The organism is Cytobacillus horneckiae, assembly GCF_002835735.1.
Taxonomy (GTDB): domain Bacteria; phylum Bacillota; class Bacilli; order Bacillales; family Cytobacillaceae; genus Cytobacillus; species Cytobacillus horneckiae.
The window spans coordinates 1-22314 of record NZ_PISD01000017.1 but is presented as its reverse complement, the minus strand read 5'-3'; the positions used below and the strand labels follow the sequence as shown (position 1 = coordinate 22314).

The following is a 22314-nucleotide window of genomic DNA, read 5'->3' as shown; positions in this document are numbered from 1 at the left end:
ACTGCATCTCTCCTTCTTCTTTTCTTTTTAGCAGTGTTAACAGATAGGAGTACATATAGACCTAAAAAAGGCTGTTGAGAAAAAACTTTCTCAACAGCCTGAATAAACAGAGGGGATTTCCCTCTGTTTATTTTTCAACTTTTTGATTATCGAAAATAAAATCGATTTTCATTTCGTCGAGATTATAATTCAATTTTGCGTTGAAAGGTTTACCACTCTTCCCTTCAAACCCTTCGATTATTTCAGTAGGTTCCCCTTTTAATAGAGATTTTATGGCTGATATAGGCAATTTCTTTTTTAAGAATACTTTAGGAATTGCATACTTACATCCATCTTTATATCCGCTACAACCAATAAAAGTTGGGTGTTCCATTAGAGCTTTGCTACATTTAGGACAAATACCAATTTGTTTCGGTTTATTTTCTTCCCTCTTTTTCTTTTCTTCTGGGTGATTAAAACCAAAATCGATCTTGTATTCGTCTGTTAGCCAAAGGAATGTATCAAATGTTTTACCTCCACTTGTTTTAAACCCTTTTATCACGTCTGTTTTCCCTTTATCAAGGAGTTTTTTAACTTGGTTAGGGGTAAGGCTTTTGTTTAAGAAAGACTTATTAAAAGCAAATTTACAACCGTCTTTGTATCCAGTACAAGCAAAGAATCTCTTTTTATCCTTTGTTTGAAATTCTTTGATTGGAGACTGACATTTCGGACACAGACCAATCAATTCTTCTTTTTGCATATGTTCAATTTGAGTTCTAAAATTCCACAATGGCGCGGATTGAATGATTTGTTTGACCATTCCTGTTGTAAGAGCTTTAATTTCTTCTGTAAAGCGAAAAGCTGGGTATTTCTTTTCTCCAATCTGCCCTAATTTATGTTCCCACTTGGCGGTCATTATCGGACTGACTAACTCACATTGAGATTTGATTAAGGATTCGATTAATATATTACCTTTATCAGTAACAAAAACCTTGTTTTTGGAGATTTTAATGTATTGGCGGTCTAATATGGTTTGGATAATACCTGCCCTTGTTGCTTCTGTTCCAATACTACCAAGTTTTTCGGCTTCTTTTAAAGAAAGACCATCTTCATCCCAATCTTCTTCGGAAATTTCTGCCGCCTTTCCTGCTGTTTTCATAAGAGTGATTAAATCCCCTTGTGAATAGCGTTTAGGAGGCTGAGTTTTCCCTTCTTTCGTCTTAATATCCTTTATAACCCCTACTTCATGTTCTGATAATGGAGGAAGGATTGTATCCTCTTCTTGATTTTCTCCTTCTTCTGATTTTTCTCCATTAGGAAATAAGATCTTTCTCCATCCCTCTTGAATGAGTTGTTTTCCTCTTGTAACGAAGGAAAAGGATTCCACTTGTGTCACAATATGCGTGTGGTCAAAAATGGCATCCTCGTAAAAGGCAGCAATCACACTCCTAGCAACAAGGTCATAAATCTTTTGTTCATCATCAGCTAGATTGCTAGGGATTTGCTCTGTCACGATAATGGCATGGTGATCACTAACCTTAGAAGCGTTTGTATAGCGTTTATCCTGCTCTATGGACGATTTAGGAGTAGGGATAAGGTTTTGATACTCCGCTTTATTCCTTAGCTTCTGAAGAATTGCTGGAAGCTCTCTTGCTTCATTTTCTGTAAGGTACTGACTGTCTGAACGTGGATAGCTTAAAAATCCCTTCGTATAAAGAGATTGTGCGATTTCCAATACCTTTTGTGGAGACATTTTATAAACCTTATTTGCTTTAGTCTGGAGAGCAGAAAGGTTGAAAAGCATGGGAGCCTTGGAAGCTTTTCGTTCTTTTTTCACTTCTTTAATGGTTGAAGTCTTCCCTTTACAAGATGAGACTACTTTTAAAGCTTCCTGTTGGCCCATAAAACGGTCAGATTGCTCGTTAAACCATTTCCCTTCATATTGCTTGCCATTTACATCAAAGATCGCAAATACGTTCCAGAAAGGCTCACTTTTAAAGTTAAGGATTTCATCTTCCCTTTTCTTTAAAAGAGCTAATAAGGCAGTTTGAACCCTCCCTACACTAAATATACCGCTATCTCTTAATGTTTGGTCGTGATGATGAAGGAGAATGGTGGTTGCTCTACTCATAGACATCCCAACAGTCCAATCAGCAATCCCTCTGGCATTCGCTTCTTCATAATAAGAATAGGTTTCACTGGCATTTCGTAAAGAAGAGAATCCTTTCTTAACTCCCGCTTCCGTTAGAGAAGAAATCCATAGTCTCTTAATTGGTACTCGGCTGTCATTTATGTTTTTAACTCCACTCATTTTCATGATGTACCAAGCAATAGCTTCCCCTTCACGACCAGCATCCGTGGCTATTACTATTTCTTGAATTCGGCTATCTTGTAGTAATTTCCGTATAACTTGAAATGCCTTTTCCTTTCCTTTACTGACTTGATATTTAAAATGTTCTGGAATAAGCGGTAATGTTTGCAATGACCATTTTTTCCATTCTTCTTTATATGATTCAGGTGAAGCTAATCCTACTAAATGACCGATGGCAAAGCAGAATATAGCTCCTTGTGGGAATGTTGAGCAAGGAGGTACTTCTATGTATCCTTTTTCTTTATTTAATTTTCCTCCATAGGGTTCAGTCATTTTTTTAGCTGCATCGGGTTTTTCTGCGATGACGAGTTTCAAAAATAAAACTCCTTTCAAAGATAATATGATTTTATTTTATTATATTTTAAAAGTAAGTAGGGTTTGAGATGCAGTATAATAATGATAAAGAAAGAACCATAGTATCTATATTTCTTTTATAAAGGGTGTAAATATGAAGAAGAATGACCTAACAATTAAAACAATAGGCAATTCAAGAGACTGGTCAAAAGGGGTTTACTCAACTGTTGAAGAAAGATTTGTAATCGATCCGATTTATTACCACATCAATATCCATACAGATATTGAGGATGATGGTTCTGACAGATTGTTGTGTATAATATGCAAAAAGAAGGATGGTTTGGTAGACGTATACTCAGACACTTTCGAACAAATTTATACTGATCTACAAGACTTTGTGCCGGGTGTTTTTACTTTACCAGAGGATGATAGAGAAATTGATGATTACACATTTTATGTTCATGGTAAAAACAATGAGTATCAATTATTAAATACAAGGTATGAATCTATTAATTTTCCTCCTAAAAAATACAAATATATAAGGTATTTATCTAAATACGTGGAATATACGACGTTCTTTTTGGTTAGATATGATTCTAAACTCAGAGTTATTGATGAAAATGAAGAAGTATGGATGGAGTTTAATGAGGAACTAGAAGAATTCATAGACTTAAAGGGTGAAACTAAACAGGAAATGCAATATGAGGTTAAAATTGATGGGAAAAGTGTTGTTCTGGACTCAGACGGAAATGTGATTTTACATAAATATAGATATGATTATATATACGCTGATAACCCATATAGCGAATTTGTTACTTTTCATGACGGTTTAGTTGGTGTCAAAGTTGGAAGTAAGTGGGGATATATCAATGAGAAAGAGGAAGTTGTTATAGAACCAACTTTTCAGTTTGCGAGACCATTCAAAAATGGTTTTGCAGAGGTACTACCTTATTACCCTATTTGTTCAACAGCATACGGTGTTATTAATAAGAAAGGTGAATGGGTGGAAGAATCCAGATGTAGATGTAGTGGAACTGGTCACAGCAAAGGAAAATGGTATCTTTAATGTTCAAACCAAAAACTCTGGTAGTAGTCCAGAGTTTTTGGTTTTCCTATATTAACCCGTAAGTTTTTAAAATGTTTTCTATTGATTCTAGCGGAAATTCCCAATAAGGAATTCTCAAAAGGTAGATCCCTTTCTCTCTACAATAGTCATCTTTTAGTTTATCACGTTTTTGTATTTCAGAAGCGGGTTGATGAAAGCCATTAAAATGGTGAATGCCATCGTATTCGATTAGGAAAAATTCTTGCTTATTAATATTTACCTTAAAATCGAAGCGAAGAGGTGCCTCTTTCTTCAAATCCTCAAATACGTATTCCACTTCAAAATCAATATGCTGTTCAGTTAAATAATCATAAATGGCACGTTCATTGGAGGACATATTGGTGCAATAACGACACCTTCTCCCTCGTAGAAAATTATCTGGAGTTACCCAATACGTATGACCACATGCGGTATGTTTCATTTTGACCGACTGTTTAGCTGCTTCGTATTTTGATTGAATGATATATTCGTCACCAACTAGATTTGAGACCTCTTCTTCAAATTGACTATGAGATTTCGTAAAGTTACCGGCACAAGATTGACAGCGAGAACCATTATAAAGAAAAGCATCAGCTCGGATGTTAAGTGTTGTACCGCATACGTTATGAAGGATTTTTACTTTCGCACCCGCTTTTTGATATTCTCCAACAACGGTAAACTCTTCCCCTACTAAGTCATATACTTTTCTTTTAAATTCTTCTGTTGTCATTAAATTATGACCAAAACACTTACCGCAACGGGTCCCTCTAAGGAAAGAATCTGGTACAACTTCGTATTCGTTCCCACATATCACATGCTTCATTTTGATCTTTTTTCTAGCAGTTTGATATTCTCCTAATACCTCATATTCATCCCCAACAAGAGATTTAACTTCCTCTTTAAATTGCGCGGTTGTCTTTTTATGTTTTCCAAAACATTGAGGGCAGCGTGTACCATTAAGAAAATGATTAGGTGCTACTTTGTATTCGTTTCCGCATTTATTATGACGTAAGGACACCTTCGTTTTACTATTTACATAAGGTTTAAGTAATGTATACTCTTGGCCGACTAATTGAGTTACTTGCTCTTGGAATTCTTCGGGAGTCTTTTGGATTTTCCCAAAACATTTCGGACACTTGGTTTTATTAACTAATATCCCTCCCGGTAACACTTCGTAAATATGGTTGCATGTTTTATGGAGTATTTTTAGTTTTGTATTGTAATTCACGTATTGTGATAATAAAGAGTACTCTGTTCCTAATACATCATAAACAGCTCTTTCTATCTCTTCGTGGGTTCTTCTTTTTGGCATTTATATTTCTCCTATCAGCACTTTTAAATAGTATAAAGATAGAATTTCAATATTTTAACATCCTTTTTTTATTATAATAAAAAACCCAAACGTCTAAGGAAAAAATAGCAAAAATGCTATGAAATCCACGTTTGGGTTATGCGTTGAATACTTTCGTTTTCTTGATTACTTCTGTTTTGTTTTTACTGTTATTTTTATTAATAGAGAGCGGGAGTGTTCAAAGGAGATATTAACGAATAGAAAAATCTATAAGTTTACCCTTACTGTTGAATAAGAAAGTTACACCAATTCCGTTGTCTAAAAAATATACATAAGAATTTTGGTGAGTTGTTAAACCAAAAGGAATCGAAAGACGTTCTAAAGTATTTTGGAAAATACGCTTAGTAGTCGCTTTATTTTCTCCTTTTAAGGATTCAACAGTAGAAATTAACTCTTTTGATAAATCCTTTTTAGAATCACAAGAACGGCATAGCCAAGTTTCTTCTGAATCCAAAGATAGAATCAATTCATCCGCTTCATTACCGCAAGAATCACAACACCAAGGATTTCTGTTAGCTGGGATGTTTTTCTTTGCTTTCATTTTTACAAACCTTACATTTTCTCTTTTACTTTCAATTTTTGTCATTTTAAATACCTCTTTCTACCCGATGGGATTTTTATAGTTTAGTTATTGTTGTGTGGAACAAATAATCGTTCATAGTACACGAAAGGTTATGCGCTCCATTCTACTGACCTAATCGAAATCAAGAGATCAACACAATGAAACACATAACCTTTTTACAATAACTAAACCCCATGAATAATGAGGATATTTAAAACATCACTGGATGGTTCTTGTCCATCAAACCTAGTAAGCAACTAAATAGCTTACAGGGAGATTATAGCACGGCTCATTTTAAAAATGTGAACGAAATGTCCATTCCAAAATAAAAAACCCAAACGTCTATAGATAAAATAGCAAAAAATGCTATAAAATCCACGTTTGGGTTTGTTGCGTTGAATACTTTTGTTTTTTCTGGAACTTTAATTTTGTTGAGACTTTGTTTTTTATGTAAGGAGAACACAGAAGGTGTTCCCTGTAAGAAAAGTGATTATTCAATAAGTTCATCAATGATTTTAGCAACTTTATCTTGGATAATGGAAAGATCATCATTATGGTCGATTTTCTTTGAAATATCCTCTAGTTCCTCTTCTAATTCTTCAAAATCAATCTCATTGATTTCTTCATCCGATAAAGAGGCTAAAGCTTCATTCAGTAATAAAGCTAGTTTGTTGTAAATCATTGATTCTAAGTTATCATGGAGTACTTCTTCATAGTATCGAGTAATACCATATTGAAAAGTTTGTACAAGACTCGAATCAGCCAAGCCGCCCATTTCTTCATCAATTAGGTCCTCAATGTAATACTGAATTTTATAAGCTTTTTCCCAAATATCCCTATAGTATATAGGTACACTTGGACTTTCATTGATTACATCACAAATATAACCAGAATCAGCTTCCATAAAGTTTTCGATTGCATCAATTTCGCCATCTAAACAACCTAACTCATAACCCTTTAGTTGAATAAATACCTTTTCGATTTTTTCTTCTTTCACTTGAATTTTTGTCATTTTAAATTCCTCTTTCTGCCCTGTGGGCTATATATTTTAGTTGTTTGAAACGAATAATCGTTCGTGATACACGAAAGGCTATGCGCTCCATTCTACTGACCCAACGAAGGAGGAATCAGCACAACGGAACGCACAGCCTTTTTCAAATAACTAAAAAACCACTAAGGGTAGAAAAGGCATTTAAAACATCACTTGATGGCTCAAAGCCATCGATACTAGTAAGTGAATGATCACTTACAAGAAGGATTATAGCACAGGCTCTTATCCAAATGTGTTCGAAATGTCCATTTTTTTATTTAAGAATAGATGTAGCGGATATGACCTTATATTATTTCCGCCTCTTTTTCCATGCTAAAATGAAGAAAAAGAATCATAGGGTGAATAAAAAAATCCCTTATCTATTGATAAAGGATTAGCTGTTAAATGAAAATTTCTCATTAGTGTATTTTTCTTTTATTTCATGTAGATTTAGGGATAGTCCTAATCGTTCAGCGATTTCAATAACTTCTCCCCAGAGTCCGTTTTTATGATTCGGCCAACCATTCATATAATCGCCTAATGTCATTTTTAAAATGGTTTGAAGGTTACGGTCTGTTTTTTCTCTCTCGGAAGGTACACCATAGCGAATGCTCGTTTCCATATTTGCTTCAAGATCGATGTTAAGGAAAATAGGTGCTGATAATTCTAGGTATTCGTTAGGTGATGGTACTAGTGGATTCGAGCGATATAATCCTAAGTCATACACCTTTTCATCCACTTCCACCCATGAATGACTAAATTCAAAAGGGACTTTTGGTGATTTGACAAAACCTACTTTAAGTTGTGCGTTAATCCCTTGTTCCCGAAGTAAAACGACTAAGACACCGGATAAAGCATGACAGGCTCCCCGCCAATTCTTTTTGATAGAATGATTAAATACAGCAAAAAAGGTCTCTGCTAATGAATTGGGTTGCTTTACATCTGTTGAAATTTGATAAGCTCGTTGCTTCCAAATATCTAATGGAGTAGATATTTCTTTGTTTATACAACATTTTTTATACTTTTTCCCGCTGCCACATGGACAAGGATCGTTTCGTTCAGCCATACATATAGTCTCCTTTTCTTATATCTATTAAAATAATACTAAGGAATCAGCCGATATGGTAGCATTCATAGAAGATAATCAGGAAGAGAGGTGGATTAAAAAATGAAAGTGAATTTAGAGATTGTACCAGATTTCGCTTTAGCCTTTTTAGAAGAGTTAAGAGAAAAAGGAAAAAAAGAAAGTACAATTACTCGTTATTATCGAGATTTACTGATTTTCTTTCATTGGTTAAAAGAGGAACGGAAAGAAAATAATTATGAAACGTGGGAATCTCTTGATTTAGAAGATTATGAGAAGTTTCATGAGGATAAGAAGGGTAAATACTCTACATCGATGGGAACCACTTTAAGTTCACTATTAAAATTTCACGGTATAGAGATAGATGAACTAAAAACCATTTTTAAAAGTACAGGTACACGCTCTTTTGAAGAGAAGGACTTTGTTAAGGAAAATGAGGTTCTGAAACTCCTAAAAACGATGCGTTCTAGAAAGGATCTGACCGATAATCAATTAAAAGCCTTTCCCTTCCTTTCTAATCGGAACCAAGCCATTGTTTATCTATTTTACTTCTATGGATTGAGAATGACTGAAATTACTCGGATAAATATCGAGGATATTAATTTTGGCCAACATGAATTGGTGATTAAAGATGGGGATGGTTCAAAACGAATTTTGAAGCTGGATCACGAACATCAGCAAATTATCCTAAAGTATTGCAAAGAGGATATACCAAAGCCGGTAAGACCTTACGAACATAGTAAGCACCCGCTATTTGTTGCTTTTGATTTTGAGCGGGAAACGTTCCGATGGAATTATGAAGCAAATACTCCCAAACGTTTAGGTGTTAAAGCGATTCAGAAGATGATAAAGCAAGAAGTAGCAAGGGCAGGGCTTCGAAAAGGAGTTTCTAGTCAAGCTATGCGGAACAGTTGTATCCTCCGGAGGATGAACGAAGGAAAAGGATTGGAAGAGCTGCAGCAGTATTTCGGATTGAGGAATCCTTTATCACTATGGCGTTATGAGAAGTATATAGAGAACAAAAAGAACCCTAGTATTTAATCTGAATGTAGATTGACACTAGGGTTATAATTTTATTTCCATTCTTTCAAGCAGAAAATCCCATGTTTTTCGAAATCATGAAGAATCCCCTCTGATAACAATTGTTTCGCTTCATCTTTAGGTACCCAACGAAAATCCTTATGTTCGTCCGAAAGAAGTACAGTATCTGTCTGGCAACTACATAAATATTTCAGCACAACTACTTGCCTTGTAGGATCAGTTTGAAATGTTGTGGCATATAAAAGTTTCTCTATCGAAATATCAATTCCCGCTTCTTCTTTTACTTCACGGATTAGACTTCCTTCAATTTCTTCACCAAACTCCAATTTACCACCTACACACTCCCATGTTCCAGCTCCTACATCATCATGGTCGGCCCGTTGCAGAATTAAGGCTTTACCTTGATGTATAATCAATCCTTTGATAGCAATAACAATATCCGTTTTGGTTTGTAAGGCTACAGCTTCATTCATCTGTTTTTTTCCTTTTCTCTATCCCGCTCTTTTTGTTCTTGATGATAATGCTGGAGGTTATTTAACAGTAATTCAAAATCATGGCGGTTTCGTACATTCGTGTATATGGTATCGTGCATTTTTTCTAATAAATCCCGGTCATTGATTTGATTTAATTTAGAAATGTACTCATTTTTCATGTAATCGAAATATAAGTCTATATATTTCTCCATTCCTCGCTGCAAACCTATCCCAACTCCCATATCCCATGATTCAGTGCATTTAATTTGTCTTCCCATGTTTTTCTTCCTCTCTTTCTACAAATTCAATCAAATCGATAATATGGTCTTCGTAGTTTCCGCTAGGGCAAGACCGCCTCGCATACTCTAAACCTCCATCTACGGCTACCTTACCGCATTTACATTTTTTAAAGTCGTGTTGGTGGAAGGATTCAATAATATCACCACAATGTTTGCACTGGATTCGGTTACGTTTAATTCTTTTCATTTTATCCCTTCTTCCCTTTAATTTTGAATTAATTCGGTCTTAAACCCCTTTCTTTTTGCTTGTTTATAAGTCTTTTTATCACTTGTCACGAACAAAAGTCGGTACAGTCCTTCCTCATTCCATTTTAAGTAATAACCAAGAATACGGTCTGAAGGTTGTTTATAATCCAAAGATAGTCGATAGCAATAGAAGTCGAATTGGTCGTGTTGAGAGGTACTAGGTATTAATAAAATCTCACCGATAACGGATAGTTCGTTAAGCAGACGAAGAGCATGTCTAGCCTTTTTCCGTTTTGTTATCACGCTACTTTTACGCTGTTCAGTTAGTATTTTCATCATTTCCTCTGAAACCATAATCTTTACCCCATGAAACAAAGGAAGGTGAGATTCTTGTAGGTCATTCATAAAAAAGTGCATATCAGCACAAAATATATAATCAAAATTACTACAGAATTGAATCGTTTCTTTGACGGTTTTCTTTCGTTGCAACAAACAAGATTCCCTCTCTTTCTGAGCTACTTATTTTTAATTGTAACAAGGATTTTTGTTTAGAATTGATGAAATGACCATTAATTTTTAAGAAACAGGAGTGTATCTATGTTCATTTATCCGATGTTACTTGAAAAAGAAGAGGAACCATTTTCAGACCATAATTATCTCTTCGAATTGAAATTAGATGGACATAGAATGATTTATAGCTTTGAGAATACTAAATTACAACTATTTACCAGACATTTTACTGATTAACTATATTATAATTTTTAGAGGATACAATGTTCATTATATGTTCATTGATTCTCTTTTTTTTATATATTAGAAGGATAAATTAGATTTAAATAAGTATGTCTACTTTGTTCAAATTATGTGGGGTGAAATCTATGAGAGTTCAAGAGGTTATTTTAGAAGATTGCAGTAAAAGGTATATGCTAATTGACGACGATGCTATACCCATTCTTCCTGTATTGAAATACATAAAATACTTGGATTCAACAGGTAAAAGTCCGAATACTCAAAAGACTTACTGCTATGCTTTAAAACAGTACTTTACCTTTTTAAAAAAGAAGAACATTGACTATAAATATATTAAGCTGGAAGACTTAGTTGATTTTGTGGGGATGCTTAGAAATCCATATGCATGTATAAAGACAACACCAATATCTGAAACTGCAGCAAGAAAAACTGAGGGAACTATCAATTTAACAATTACGGTTGTTACAAACTTTTATAACTACCTTTACAGAAATGAGGAAATTGATAAAGCTATTGCAGATAATATAATGCAAGAGGTCTTTAATAGAGGGCATAGGCACTATAAAGATTTTTTGTACCATGTTAATAGAAAAAAGTCATTACATAAAAACATCTTGAAAATCAAAAGAGGGAAAAGAAAGATTAAGACATTGACCAAAGAGGAAGTTGGGGAATTAATAAACGCGACTAATAATATCAGGGACAGGTTACTCTTGCAAACATTATTTGAAACAGGATTGAGGATAGGAGAATTGCTTTCATTATATCTAGAGGATTTTGTATATGATTTTAAAAATGGACATAAGATCCGTTTAGTAGAACGTGGAGAATTACAGAATGGAGCAAGACTGAAAACAGGTGAAAGAGAGATATTCATATCCCAGGAATTAATGGATCTTTTCGATGATTACCTCTATGAAATAATTGATGAAATGGGTTATGAAAACGGATTCGTGTTTATAAAAATTCGCGGTGATAATACTGGAAAACCAATGGATTATCATGATGTTTCAGCTCTTTTTAAGAGACTTAGGAAAAAGAGCAATATATCCGTTCATCCTCACCTTCTTAGGCATACACACGCAACATTATTTTATAAACAAACCGGAGATATTAAACAGGTACAGGAAAGATTGGGGCATCGCAATATACAGACAACGATAGATTTATATCTTCATCCATCTATAGAAGAAATTCAGAATAATTGGGAGAAAGCCCAATACGCTTTTCGAATTTACGATAAGAACAATAAAGGGGAAAACAGAGAATGAACAACCCGGCATTAATTACTACAAATATACATGAATATATGAAGAATCAATTATCTTCTTTCCAGTCTCGATATATAAATGAAAATGGTGATTTGGAAATAGTAAATATCAAGGATAGCTATTTCTTCGACAACAATAGATGGGAAATTGAATTTTTAAAAACTATCCCTAACTTTGAAGTTCAGTTGCAGAACCCAACTTTTAACAGAAAGTATATATACTTCTCATTTGAAAATGAATTGATTAATCTAGAAATAAAATTTTTCGTGCATAAGAAGATATTTGCGGATGAATGGTCCATGAGTACTCTTTGTGTAGGACAATCAAATAATATTCAAATTTTAAAACGTTTTTTCAAGGAAAAGTGCCCTAATTTAAACTCTCTAACCGAATTAGACACAGATAAGATTAATCGAGAGTGGTTGTTTTGGTTAGAAAGCCAAGGAATAGCGACTCAGTATGTCGATAAGCGTAATGGACACTTAATAAAGTCGCCCTTGGGTAAATACTTACTAAATTTATTAACCGAATTTAATAAGTTGATAGATTTTAGGGACGAGTGGGAAAAGGACGTTTGGGAAGCGAAGAATCTACATCGTATATACGGACTTTATTATAATCAAGCCGGAAGCCATACAACTATGGACTTCACAAAAATAAGGTATACAAGATTTCGTGAAGTTACTAAACAGTATTTTAAGCAGCGATTATTATCAAGTGATTTATCTTGGGGATCTGCAAGAAATTATTTGAATGATATCCCTGTTTTTCTGGATTTTATATTCTCAGTGGAGAGCGATTGGGATGATTTAACTAAATTAAGCAGACATCATATAAAAAAGTATCTTGATTTGCTCAACAACACTGTTAAACAAAATTACCGAATAACAAATGGTAGGCATCATATTATAAAAGCTGTAACACATATTAAAGTGTACCTACAAGGACTCCAAGAGATTGCACCCGATCTTGCACCCGAAAAAGACATAAGGGTTTTAATATTTCCGGAGGATAAACCTAAATATAAGAGGCGTTCAGATAGAATAAACTATATACCCGATTCTGTTTTAGAACAGCTGTTTGAGAATATCAACTCTCTTCATGAAGAAGTCCAACCAATAATATGGATTGCATTCAAAACAGGTCTTAGGGTATCTGATGCTTTGAGATTAAATCATAATAGCTTAATTAAAATAAACGATAAGTACCAAATAGTTACGGATATCAGCAAAACTAATGTTTCCGATCACTCAATACCAATTGATGATGATTTGGCTAATATTCTAGCAGTCCTAATTGATAAATCTAAAGGACTAAGTAACGAAGAGAACAACCCCAATAATTATATTTTCTTTAGACATAGAGGTATTAGAAAAGGACGGCCATATTCTAACGGTTGGATAAGAGAAGAGTTAAACAAACTCGCCAAAGAAAAAAAAATAGTAGACGAGCATGGTGAAATATATCACTTTAGGATTCATCAATTCAGACATACTTACGCTGTAAAAATGTTAAACAGTGGAGCTGATATTCTTACTGTGCAGGAGCTTTTAGCACATGCTTCACCAGAAATGACGGTAAGATACGCCAAGTTATTAGATGGAACAAAGCGTAGAGTATTTGAAGAAGCCATGAAACAAGGTCTATTCAGTTTCAATTATAATGGCGAGGTGAAACAAATTACTCCTGATGAAGAAGTACCTTCCGATGTTCTTGAAATGTTGTGGCGTGACCATAAGTTAAATGCCATAGATAACCCATACGGAAGCTGCCACGCAAGGATAAACGGAAATTGCCCTTATTCTGAGGAGCCCCCATGTTTAACATGTAATGGTGGACGCCCATGTAAAGATTTAGCTATAGGATTCTCTGAGTTAGACAAACAAAAGTATGAATTGCTGATAAAGACCGCCTCTAAAACAATTGATATTTTGAAGAGTCATGGCAGGGCCGAGATTGCTGAGAAGAATGAAAGAAACTTGGAAAGGTATCAGAATATCTTAAACATAATTAACGAGGGTAATTTTATTTTTGGTCGTTTAGACCGGATGAACAGAAAGAAGGATATGGCTAATGGCTAAATTCAATCTCCAGGAGCATTTAAAACAGGTGCATTCTATCCGTAAAGCTGAAACCAGCAAAAAAGTCGATGAAGCCATAAAAAGGCTCTTAAAAGCATATAACAGTATTAATTTTAATAGTGTTTCTAAAGAGGCAGGAGTAGCTAAAGCGACCTTGTATAACAACAAGGAGATCCGTGAAAGGATTGAAGCTTTAAGAGAGCAAGAACGTGGCAAGGTGGGGTTGAAAAAACAATTAAAGAGAGAAATAAAGGAAGAAAGCAAAGAAGCAATCATTGAATCCTTAAAGCGGAGGATTAAGAAACTAGAGGCCGACAACAAAGAGTTAAGAAGTCAATTAAAAGTTGCCTATGGGGAGATATACAAGCAGATGTAAGGAAGAAAATCTCCTATCTACCTAGTTACAGTAATGGAAAAATTGAAAAAGCGCTGTTCCTTGTTTTTCAGGAAAGCGCTTGATTGCTCCACTTTTAGCTTATAATTTTTTCCCGAAGTCGGTTTATAATATGATAATAGTTCGTTAGAGCAATTACTATACAAGATACACCCCCCATTAAGAAAAGGTAATATATTATTTGTCCACCAGCTGTTGAAGAATTAGAAGTAATATAGCTCAATATAAGTATTCCACTCCCTAAAAAGGTTAGATAGTAGGCTAACCCCTTTTTCTCTTCTTGGAAAATATAATACCCAATAAGGATTAACATATATAAACTGCTCAAAAACATAATAATAGGGAAACCGGGTTGGAATTTAGCTGCATAAACAAAGTAATCTAATTGTGATATATCGCTTGGTTTATTTACTTCTCCATATAAAAAGTGGCTGAAAGGTGTTGAATATCTCCACTCAAATGAACGATTTAGTATTTCACTTCCCTCATACCAAGAAACAAACGTAGAAAATAAAAGTAACAAAGAGGAAACACCAAATTTAATTATAAACCTAATAATAATACCTCCAATCCTTTTAGTATTAGCATATTATATAATCGTGCTCTTGAAGTTCGTTCTTTAACATACTAGTAACTCTAATATATAATCATCTTACTTGTTTAAACTTCTTCAAGAGTTCCTTGAGCTTCTCAAAAGAAAAATCACCTTGTGTAACTACTTCAAAATACATATTATTTCTCTCACCTCTTAAAATAAAATCTTGATGAGTTTTATCCTCATAGTACCCCCATGAAATACCGTTTATTTCAAAAGACTTTATTAGAGAAGGCGGTATAAATTCTTTCTGCCTTATTACCTCATTCCCATTTTTTATTCGATTCCACCCATTTTGTGGAAGAAATCGAGAGTTGGGAGGTGGTAAATCTTTCTGGTATTCGCGGATAAATAACATTCCATCAATATTTTGTTCATTATCCTTTATATTAGCTTCCGGAACATTATAAACTAAATCTACACCCGGTCCGTTTTCGGGCAAATAGTCAGCGGCATATAGATTAACTCTCTTCTCAATACCAATGAAATGATGAAGATCTTCCACTTTCTCTATAATGTTTCCGAAAGCGATTTGAACTTCTTCTAAGTCGCCTTTAGAATTTAGTATAGATTCTTTCTTGGGTTGTTCGACGAGTTCTTCCTTCTTAAAAACAATGTATCCAGCTTGATTTTTACCTTCTTTATAAATAATTCCTTTTCCAGCGATATATTCTTTAGTATCTTTTCCTTTAACAGAATAGATTGGACCTGGTGGGATTTCGTTTGAGTCCCCGGACTTCTTAAATTCCCAATCACCTATCCTTTTCACTTCCGCAATTTGTTCACCTAGACCTTCAGGTTGTATTACTTCATTGGTTTTTTTATAGTAATATCCATCCAAGACAATATATGGGTAATAAGGTTTAATGCTTTTTGTTTCAAGTTGATCTTCGTTCTGTACTTGATGTTTTTCCTCTTTACTTGTATCTAAAGCAGTGTTACTTTGTGGTTTATTGTTTTCTCTGTCCTTTACTTCATTAAAAACAAATGCTCCTATTCCAATGAACAAAAAAGTGCATACTGCAAATGAAAGTATGGAATTTAAATTAAAATGTACTTTTCTTTCATTTCTATTTAATCCGTTTAAAATTTTTGTTCGTTCATATGATTCGAGTGATGTATCTTTAAACACAGTCTTATCCATACTTTCTCTAAGATGTTTCAATTTATCTTCCATTAACCTCACTCCCTTCATACATTTTACGTAGCAATCCTTTTGACCTGCTTAATCTTGTTTTAATAGTGTCTATATTTAAACCGGTTAATTCATGTATTTCCTTTATTTTCAGTCCCTCATAATAAAACAGAATAATAACTTCCCTATATTTTATTGGAAGAGAAAGAACATTGTCAGAAAGTTCTTGGTCTTCACTTTTAGTTATAACTTGCTCCTCTGTTGATCGTTCACTTTTAGGCACGTGATCTTTTAATTTCTCTGCCAATCGAAATTGCCAAAAACTCTTTCTTTTTAACTCATCTTTGCATTTATTTACAGTTATTTTGTATAGCCAAGTTTTGTATGAGGAATCTCCACGAAAGAGGTGCAATTTTTTATAACAAATAATAAATACCTCTTGGGTAATATCTTCCGCCTTTCCCCAGTCCTTAACATACATATACGCAAGTTTTTTTATATCCTTGCCATACTTATTTACTAGGATTTCAATATTTATATCACTTGGATTAGTTGTTTCCAAAACCTCCATGTTTCCTCCTTAATTTTGCTTCTTACAACTTTGACGACGGCTTCCTTGTAAATGTTTCAAAAACCACCAGAGGTTAAGTTTATTGTTGGTTTTTACAAAAATTAATTTCACTAAATGCTATCGACATTAAAATACTGTCACCCTTATAGCTAACTTTCTTCGTCATTGTCTGAATTCAGATAAGTACAATGTGGATTAATATGGTAAAATTATGGATGCTGACACACAGGAAAATTCCAATACAGGAGGATGCTTAATGTGTATTAAAAAATACAAAAGGGAAACAAAATGGAGATATAAAAAGCATGCAGAGAAAACAAGCTAATATAAATTTTGGAGCAACAATTTTGTTTGTGGTATTTTGCCTCCTGTTTTTAATACTATTATTCAGACTAATTTCAATACAAATGACAGGTGAGATATTAGGTGTAGACCTTGCAGCCAGAGCTCAAAGCTTATATGAGAAAGAAAAGGTAATTGAAGCAAAACGGGGAACTATTTACACTCGTAATGGTGATGTAATAGCTGAGGATACAAATTCTTATAAGCTAGTTGCCATCTTAAATAAGAAAGTAACTAAAAATAAAAAAAAGCCTATGCATGTGGTTAATCCAGAACTCACAGCAAAGAAACTGGCAAAATTGATTGATTTAGAAGAATCAGAGATCCATAGAATACTTACCAAAAAAACGAAAAAGGGAGTACCTTTCCAAGTTGAATTCGGAAAGGCGGGTAGAGACCTTTCCCTTCAGACTTAAAAGGAATATTGAAGAATTAAGGCTACCAGGAATAACATTTATTCAGGACTCACAGCGCTTTTATCCGAATGGAAAATTTGCTTCACACTTAGTAGGATATGTCGAAAAAAAGGAAAATAGTGAGGATAAAACAGACGCTATCGGTATGTTAGGGATTGAAAAAAGCTTAAATGAAGCTCTTACAGGACAGAACGGATCATTTAGCTATGAAAGTGATGTTTGGGGAGATTTATTGCCAAATGGCAAGGGTTTAGTAAAACCTGCGAAAAATGGACAGGATGTATATCTAACAATCGATAAAAAGATTCAAACATTTTTGGAAGACTCGTTAAATAAAGTGGACAAAAAATATACACCAGAAAAAATAATTGCAATAGTTGCCGATCCAAAAACAGGTGAAATTCTTGCAATGGCTCAAAGACCATCATTCCATCCCAAAACGAAGGAAGGAATTAATGAAAGTTGGCATAATGAAGCCATTGAAAATTCATTTGAGCCTGGTTCAACAATGAAGATTTTCACTCTTGCTTCAGCTATTGAAGAAGGTGTATTTAACTCAAGTGGAAGTTTCCAATCTGGAAGTTATAAAGTCACCGAAAATTCAAGCCCTGTAAAGGATCATAATGGTGGAAGAGGCTGGGGAACAATAAGTTATTTAGAAGGTGTCCAACGTTCTTCCAATGTAGCGTTTGCTAAAATTGTTAAAGAACAACTTGGATTTGAAGTGTTTAAAGAGTATCTATCGAAGTTTGGTTTTAATCAATCTACAGGAATTGATTTACCAAATGAGACAAGTGGCAAAATACTTTACGAATGGCCATTGGAAAAGGTAACAACTGGATTTGGACAGGGTTCGGCTTTTACTCCCATCCAGCAAATTCAAGCTGCTACGGCAATTGCGAATGATGGTAGTATGATGCAACCTTATGTTATAAGTAAAATTATTGATACCAATAAGAATGAGGTTGTAAAGAAATCGAAGCCGAAAGTAGTTGGCAATCCAATATCGGCTGATACTGCCAAACAAACACGAGATATACTAGGAACTGTTGTTACCGCAGAAGAAGGAACAGGTTATAACCGTTATAATATTGAAGGGTATGAGGTTGCTGGTAAGACTGGAACTGCCCAGATTCCTGATCCCAAAAGTGGTCGATATTTAAAAGGCCATAAAAACTACATTTTTTCATTTTTAGGAATGGCACCTAAAGATGATCCTGAATTGATTATTTATGTAGCAGTTCAGCAGCCTAATATAGATTTAAATACAAATGGTGCGGAGCCTGTTTCGGAAATTTTCAAACCGGTTATGAAAAGCAGTCTTCAATATTTAAATATAGAGCCATCTCAAAAAAAGAAAACACAATCAAGTAAGACTCCTGATGTTACTGGAATGTCAGTAGTTGATGCACAGAAAAGACTTGAAGAAGAAGGATTTAAACCCATTGTAATCGGTGAAGGGAAAAAGATTATTACTCAAGTACCTGATAGCACCTTTAACATGCTTAATGGAGAAAGAGTCATAATTAAAGGAGATGGGAAGTTAAAAATGCCAGATATGTCTAAATGGTCCTTAAGGGATGTTTTAAAGGTAACTAAGGCAGCTAACCTCAAAATAAATACGGTTGGAAATGGATATATAGTTAAACAAAATATCAAACCAGGATCAAAATTTATTGAAGGTGACTATTTAATCGTTGAATTGAATAATCTTTCAAAACCTGCAAACCAAAAAATACCATATGATGAAGTTCTAGATTAACATAATAAGAAACATGTAAAGAAAATCTCACAATAAAAGCCCATTTCTTAACTGTTTATTGAGAAATGGGCTCTTTTATACTGAGTATATTTTCATAAGTCCTTTTTGTATACTTTGCCCCCCTTAGTTGAGTAAGTAAGTTTGATCTGAAAACCATTATTGTAAGATTAAAATGGTTTTTATGACATTTTAATGGAGGTAGATAGTTAATAGCATCTGTGCTTTAACAAATACATATGAAAATCTAAGCTGTTTTATATATTATACATGTCAAATATATGAAACTAATGTATTATAGGTATTTTTAAAAATTTGGTCTTGATAAATAACGACGTGACCGCGCGCTATCCTGAGCTACATATCCTTCCTTCTCACCGTGATTATGTATTGGACGGAGAATGTATTGTGTATGCTAATAATAAACCGGATTTTGAGCTTCTTATGGAGCGGTTCCATACAAGAAAAGAAGATAAAGTACGATATAAAATGTCTGAAATACCAGTAACATTTGTTGCTTTCGATATACTGAGATTGGATGGTAAAGACCTTACTAAATTACCTCTAATACAAAGAAAGCAGATATTAGATGAAGTCATAAAAGAAACTGAACATATCAAAATAATGCAATATATAGAGGAACATGGTGAACTACTGTATCAAGCTGTAGTGGAGCGAGATTTAGAAGGAATTGTGGCTAAAAGAAAAGATAGCATTTATCAGAGTAAGCGGGTAAATGACTGGTTAAAGATCGTAAATTACAAATACTCCGATGATATTTGGATTACGGGTTATCGAAAAAGTAAATTCGGATTGTTAGCTGCGGTTAAAAATGAAGGAAACATGAGGAAAGTTGGAATCATTGAACACGCATCAATTACTGTGAGAAGGGATTTTTATCAATATATAAGAAGTTTTGAAATGAGAGAAGAAAAGGACTATGTATACTTCCAACCATACGTGAAAGTAAAAATCCGCTTTTTAAATTGGAATTCCAGAGGGAATTTGAGAATACCGGTATTATTGGAAGTAGTTCATTAAAAATAAAAAAACAGACAATAAAAGTATGTCTGCTTTGAAGAAAACATTAAATTTCACCTACCGCATTGATAATATAAAAAGAAAGACTAAAAACCGTCAGTAAGGGATTGTTAGATTCGTTAATCCGAAAAATAGCAACAGATTCAATGCGATTAGCCCAAGACATATCCAGCGTTCGGTCCAACTACCAGTTCGAAATGTTATAGGGGCTTTAAACCTTTCCTTTCGGAACGGATATAAAAGCGGTACACCTCTACTTGTAAGCCAATCTCCTGTAATGTGACTAATCGTTCCTAACCCAATAGCCAATGCATAAAACCACGTTAACTTCAAAATAATAACTGCAAAACCGCTACTTATAATCACCCCACCTACAAACAATAATGAATGAGTAGCGGTCCTGTGCTTTACAAATAAACTGATCAGAAAGGCTATAGGCCAAAGTTTTCTTCCTAATTTACTCTTGGTTGTATCAAGGTCAGGCAACAAGCTACCTAACAGCACCAATAGGAAAAAGAAAATTGTTTCGCCTATCCCTTCTGGATGAATCCCAACAAGCTGTAAAATAATTATGGCAATTAAACCGAAGGTAATGCCGAATGTTTGGTGTGTGACCGCAATCAAAACGACTTCACCCTTTCTTCTACTCTATCCAAAAGTTGTTCTGCTTGTTTTTTATATTTCTTGATTTCCTTTACTGAGGAAGCAGTACGGATCAGCTCTTTCAATCTGTTTATTTCCATTTTCTCTTCCGCTGTTAAATAATTTTCTAGTTTCATACCAAAAGTACCTCCAACTCGCCCATAAGGTTAAGAAGCCAACAAAAGCTTTTTTAATAATGCCTTTGCTTCCTTTTTTGAGAGGGGTTTGCTGATATAAAACCCTTGCAAATAATCGCAATGCTTTGAGAATATTTGCATTTGCTCCTTGGTTTCTATTCCTTCTGCAACTAATTCAAGATTCAAACCTTTAGCCATTGAAATTATCGATTGTACAATAGTCTGGTCTTTCCAATTATGAATATCGATAATAAAGCTTCTATCCAGTTTTAGCTTATTGACTGGCAGCTCCTTTAAATAATATAAAGAACTATATCCTCTGCCAAAATCATCAATAGAAATTCCTACCCCTAAATCTTTTAGTTTTTTTTTGGTACTCATAATTACTTCAATGTTTGCTGATACACTTTCTGTTAACTCAATATCAAGAAATTGCGGTTCTAAGTCGGCTTCTACCAAAGCTGTCTCGATAGTATTAACCAAGTTATAATCGTGAAATTGTTTTATGGAGAGGTTTACAGCAATTTGCAACGGTTTTTTGTATAGGTTCTGCCATTCTTTAATTTGGTTACATGCGGTTTTTACAACCCACTCTCCAACCGGAACGATCAAACCTGTAGCTTCTGTCATAGGAATAAAATCGTTTGGAGGGATAACTCCTAATTGGCCTAGTGACAGGGTAGCTGCTCTAGACCGCAAAGTATTGTTTTCATCCTCTAATCAATAGATTACACTCAAAATAGTGATTATTCTAAAGTTAGGGGAAGGATATTTATGAAACGAAATTGGAATGAAGATGAGCTTCTAGAACATTTTGTAGTACTACCCATTGAAAGAAAGCTAATTGGTAATAAAACAGGGGCAAGTCGTTTAGGATTTGCAATATTATTAAAGTACTTTCAACAAGAGGCTAGATTTCCTTCTAAGAAACAAGATATACCCAAAGTGGTAGTTGAATTTATAGCGCAGCAATTAGGATTATCTTCAGCGCTCTTTGAGGAATATCGTTGGGGCGCGGGTGAAAGAAACTTTACTTATCATCGAAAACAAATTCGAGAATTCTTCGGTTTTAGAGAGCTTACGGCAAAAGATAACGAACTATTGATAGAGTGGTTAAACGAACAAGTTCAGTTTACACATGATATCGACTATTTAAAAAGTCAGGCAAACAGTCTGTTTCGCAAGTGGCAAGTCGAACCTCCTTCAGATGGAAGTTTAAAGCGTATGATCGATTCCACCATTGACACTTTTGAAAAGAATTTATATCAATCGATCTATCAGCAGCTATCTTCTAGGACTTGTTCGAGATTAGATGCGTTACTGGAATCTTTTACTGATGAAGTAACAGTAGAAGGTTTTGAAGAAGAGTTTCATAAGGAAAAGGAATCAGATATTTTAACTTTTCGGGGTACGACCGAGATACATG

General features: G+C 34.3%; 22 protein-coding genes and 1 pseudogene. 8 read left to right on the top strand and 15 right to left on the bottom strand.

Going from position 1 to position 22314, the window contains the following annotated elements; genetic code table 11:
• Positions 1 to 127: 127 nt before the first annotated feature.
• Positions 128 to 2665, bottom strand: coding sequence for a type IA DNA topoisomerase (locus CWS20_RS09315; RefSeq protein WP_101226285.1), 2538 nt, complete (start codon positions 2663 to 2665; stop codon positions 128 to 130).
• A 133-nt stretch (positions 2666 to 2798) separates the two neighbouring features.
• Here CWS20_RS09315 and CWS20_RS09310 point away from each other — a divergent pair, with 133 nt between their 5' ends.
• Positions 2799 to 3710 carry a WG repeat-containing protein gene (locus CWS20_RS09310; RefSeq protein ID WP_101226284.1) on the top strand — a complete coding sequence of 304 codons (912 nt, stop codon included), beginning with the start codon at positions 2799 to 2801 and terminating at the stop codon, positions 3708 to 3710.
• Positions 3711 to 3756: 46 nt separating this feature from the next.
• Here the strand turns inward: CWS20_RS09310 and CWS20_RS09305 are convergent, their stop codons facing one another.
• The 4 genes from CWS20_RS09305 to CWS20_RS09290 all read right to left on the bottom strand — a co-directional run bounded on the left by CWS20_RS09305 (position 3757) and on the right by CWS20_RS09290 (position 7737).
• Complete coding sequence (locus CWS20_RS09305) at positions 3757 to 5040, bottom strand: hypothetical protein (RefSeq protein ID WP_101226283.1); 1284 nt, start codon at positions 5038 to 5040, stop codon at positions 3757 to 3759.
• A 229-nt stretch (positions 5041 to 5269) separates the two neighbouring features.
• Positions 5270 to 5665: a hypothetical protein gene (locus tag CWS20_RS09300; protein WP_101226282.1), complete on the bottom strand. Its 396-nt coding sequence runs from the start codon at positions 5663 to 5665 to the stop codon at positions 5270 to 5272.
• A 466-nt stretch (positions 5666 to 6131) separates the two neighbouring features.
• Positions 6132 to 6653: a hypothetical protein gene (locus CWS20_RS09295; protein WP_101226281.1), complete on the bottom strand. Its 522-nt coding sequence runs from the start codon at positions 6651 to 6653 to the stop codon at positions 6132 to 6134.
• Between the two features lie 412 nt (positions 6654 to 7065).
• Positions 7066 to 7737, bottom strand: a complete 672-nt coding sequence (locus tag CWS20_RS09290; protein WP_072502005.1) for an SEC-C metal-binding domain-containing protein — start codon at positions 7735 to 7737, stop codon at positions 7066 to 7068.
• Between the two features lie 102 nt (positions 7738 to 7839).
• Between CWS20_RS09290 and CWS20_RS09285 the strand changes: the two genes are divergently transcribed.
• Positions 7840 to 8796 carry a tyrosine-type recombinase/integrase gene (locus tag CWS20_RS09285; RefSeq protein ID WP_101226280.1) on the top strand — a complete coding sequence of 319 codons (957 nt, stop codon included), beginning with the start codon at positions 7840 to 7842 and terminating at the stop codon, positions 8794 to 8796.
• A gap of 32 nt (positions 8797 to 8828) precedes the next feature.
• On the opposite strand, the gene CWS20_RS09280 is transcribed toward CWS20_RS09285, so the two are convergent.
• The 4 genes from CWS20_RS09280 to CWS20_RS09265 are packed head-to-tail and all read right to left on the bottom strand — an operon-like array spanning position 8829 to position 10108.
• Complete coding sequence (locus CWS20_RS09280; RefSeq protein WP_072502033.1) at positions 8829 to 9269, bottom strand: NUDIX hydrolase; 441 nt, start codon at positions 9267 to 9269, stop codon at positions 8829 to 8831.
• The gene (locus tag CWS20_RS09275; protein ID WP_101226279.1) at positions 9266 to 9547 is read right to left on the bottom strand and encodes a hypothetical protein; all 282 of its coding nucleotides are present in this window, start codon (positions 9545 to 9547) and stop codon (positions 9266 to 9268) included. The genes CWS20_RS09280 and CWS20_RS09275 overlap by 4 nt, the downstream gene beginning before the upstream one ends.
• Entirely contained in the window at positions 9531 to 9755 is a 225-nt protein-coding gene (locus CWS20_RS09270) for a DUF7695 domain-containing protein (RefSeq protein WP_072502034.1), read from the bottom strand. The genes CWS20_RS09275 and CWS20_RS09270 overlap by 17 nt, the downstream gene beginning before the upstream one ends.
• A 17-nt stretch (positions 9756 to 9772) precedes the next feature.
• Complete coding sequence (locus CWS20_RS09265; RefSeq protein WP_142385372.1) at positions 9773 to 10108, bottom strand: hypothetical protein; 336 nt, start codon at positions 10106 to 10108, stop codon at positions 9773 to 9775.
• A gap of 524 nt (positions 10109 to 10632) precedes the next feature.
• Here CWS20_RS09265 and CWS20_RS09260 point away from each other — a divergent pair.
• From CWS20_RS09260 to CWS20_RS09250, 3 genes are read left to right on the top strand one after another with little or no spacing between them, the layout of a single operon-like run.
• Positions 10633 to 11775: a tyrosine-type recombinase/integrase gene (locus CWS20_RS09260; protein ID WP_071159950.1), complete on the top strand. Its 1143-nt coding sequence runs from the start codon at positions 10633 to 10635 to the stop codon at positions 11773 to 11775.
• The gene (locus CWS20_RS09255) at positions 11772 to 13856 is read left to right on the top strand and encodes a tyrosine-type recombinase/integrase (protein ID WP_071159948.1); all 2085 of its coding nucleotides are present in this window, start codon (positions 11772 to 11774) and stop codon (positions 13854 to 13856) included. The genes CWS20_RS09260 and CWS20_RS09255 overlap by 4 nt, the downstream gene beginning before the upstream one ends.
• Positions 13849 to 14232, top strand: a complete 384-nt coding sequence (locus CWS20_RS09250) for a DUF6262 family protein (RefSeq protein ID WP_071159946.1) — start codon at positions 13849 to 13851, stop codon at positions 14230 to 14232. Before CWS20_RS09255 ends, CWS20_RS09250 begins: the two co-directional genes overlap by 8 nt.
• Positions 14233 to 14326: 94 nt before the next feature.
• On the opposite strand, the gene CWS20_RS09245 is transcribed toward CWS20_RS09250, so the two are convergent.
• The 3 genes from CWS20_RS09245 to CWS20_RS09235 form a co-directional block, all read right to left on the bottom strand.
• The gene (locus CWS20_RS09245; protein ID WP_276328298.1) at positions 14327 to 14794 is read right to left on the bottom strand and encodes a YjdJ family protein; all 468 of its coding nucleotides are present in this window, start codon (positions 14792 to 14794) and stop codon (positions 14327 to 14329) included.
• A gap of 103 nt (positions 14795 to 14897) precedes the next feature.
• Positions 14898 to 16022: a hypothetical protein gene (locus CWS20_RS09240; protein WP_071159943.1), complete on the bottom strand. Its 1125-nt coding sequence runs from the start codon at positions 16020 to 16022 to the stop codon at positions 14898 to 14900.
• Positions 16012 to 16551: a sigma-70 family RNA polymerase sigma factor gene (locus tag CWS20_RS09235; protein ID WP_071159941.1), complete on the bottom strand. Its 540-nt coding sequence runs from the start codon at positions 16549 to 16551 to the stop codon at positions 16012 to 16014. Before CWS20_RS09235 ends, CWS20_RS09240 begins: the two co-directional genes overlap by 11 nt.
• A gap of 305 nt (positions 16552 to 16856) precedes the next feature.
• Here CWS20_RS09235 and CWS20_RS09230 point away from each other — a divergent pair.
• Both CWS20_RS09230 and CWS20_RS09225 read left to right on the top strand, forming a co-directional pair.
• A pseudogene (locus tag CWS20_RS09230) lies at positions 16857 to 19071 on the top strand (penicillin-binding protein).
• Between the two features lie 333 nt (positions 19072 to 19404).
• Entirely contained in the window at positions 19405 to 20109 is a 705-nt protein-coding gene (locus tag CWS20_RS09225; RefSeq protein WP_276328297.1) for an ATP-dependent DNA ligase, read from the top strand.
• 96 nt (positions 20110 to 20205) lie between these two features.
• On the opposite strand, the gene CWS20_RS09220 is transcribed toward CWS20_RS09225, so the two are convergent.
• The 3 genes from CWS20_RS09220 to CWS20_RS09215 are packed head-to-tail and all read right to left on the bottom strand — an operon-like array spanning position 20206 to position 21587.
• A complete protein-coding gene (locus CWS20_RS09220) occupies positions 20206 to 20733 on the bottom strand; it encodes a metal-dependent hydrolase (RefSeq protein ID WP_101226276.1) in 528 nt (175 codons plus the stop codon).
• Positions 20730 to 20888 carry a hypothetical protein gene (locus CWS20_RS27940; protein ID WP_158236996.1) on the bottom strand — a complete coding sequence of 53 codons (159 nt, stop codon included), beginning with the start codon at positions 20886 to 20888 and terminating at the stop codon, positions 20730 to 20732. The genes CWS20_RS09220 and CWS20_RS27940 overlap by 4 nt, the downstream gene beginning before the upstream one ends.
• 30 nt (positions 20889 to 20918) lie before the next feature.
• Positions 20919 to 21587: an EAL domain-containing protein gene (locus tag CWS20_RS09215; RefSeq protein WP_158236995.1), complete on the bottom strand. Its 669-nt coding sequence runs from the start codon at positions 21585 to 21587 to the stop codon at positions 20919 to 20921.
• A gap of 75 nt (positions 21588 to 21662) precedes the next feature.
• Here CWS20_RS09215 and CWS20_RS09210 point away from each other — a divergent pair.
• Positions 21663 to 22314: DUF4158 domain-containing protein (locus CWS20_RS09210; RefSeq protein WP_142385371.1), on the top strand; the 652-nt coding region annotated here is incomplete at its 3' end.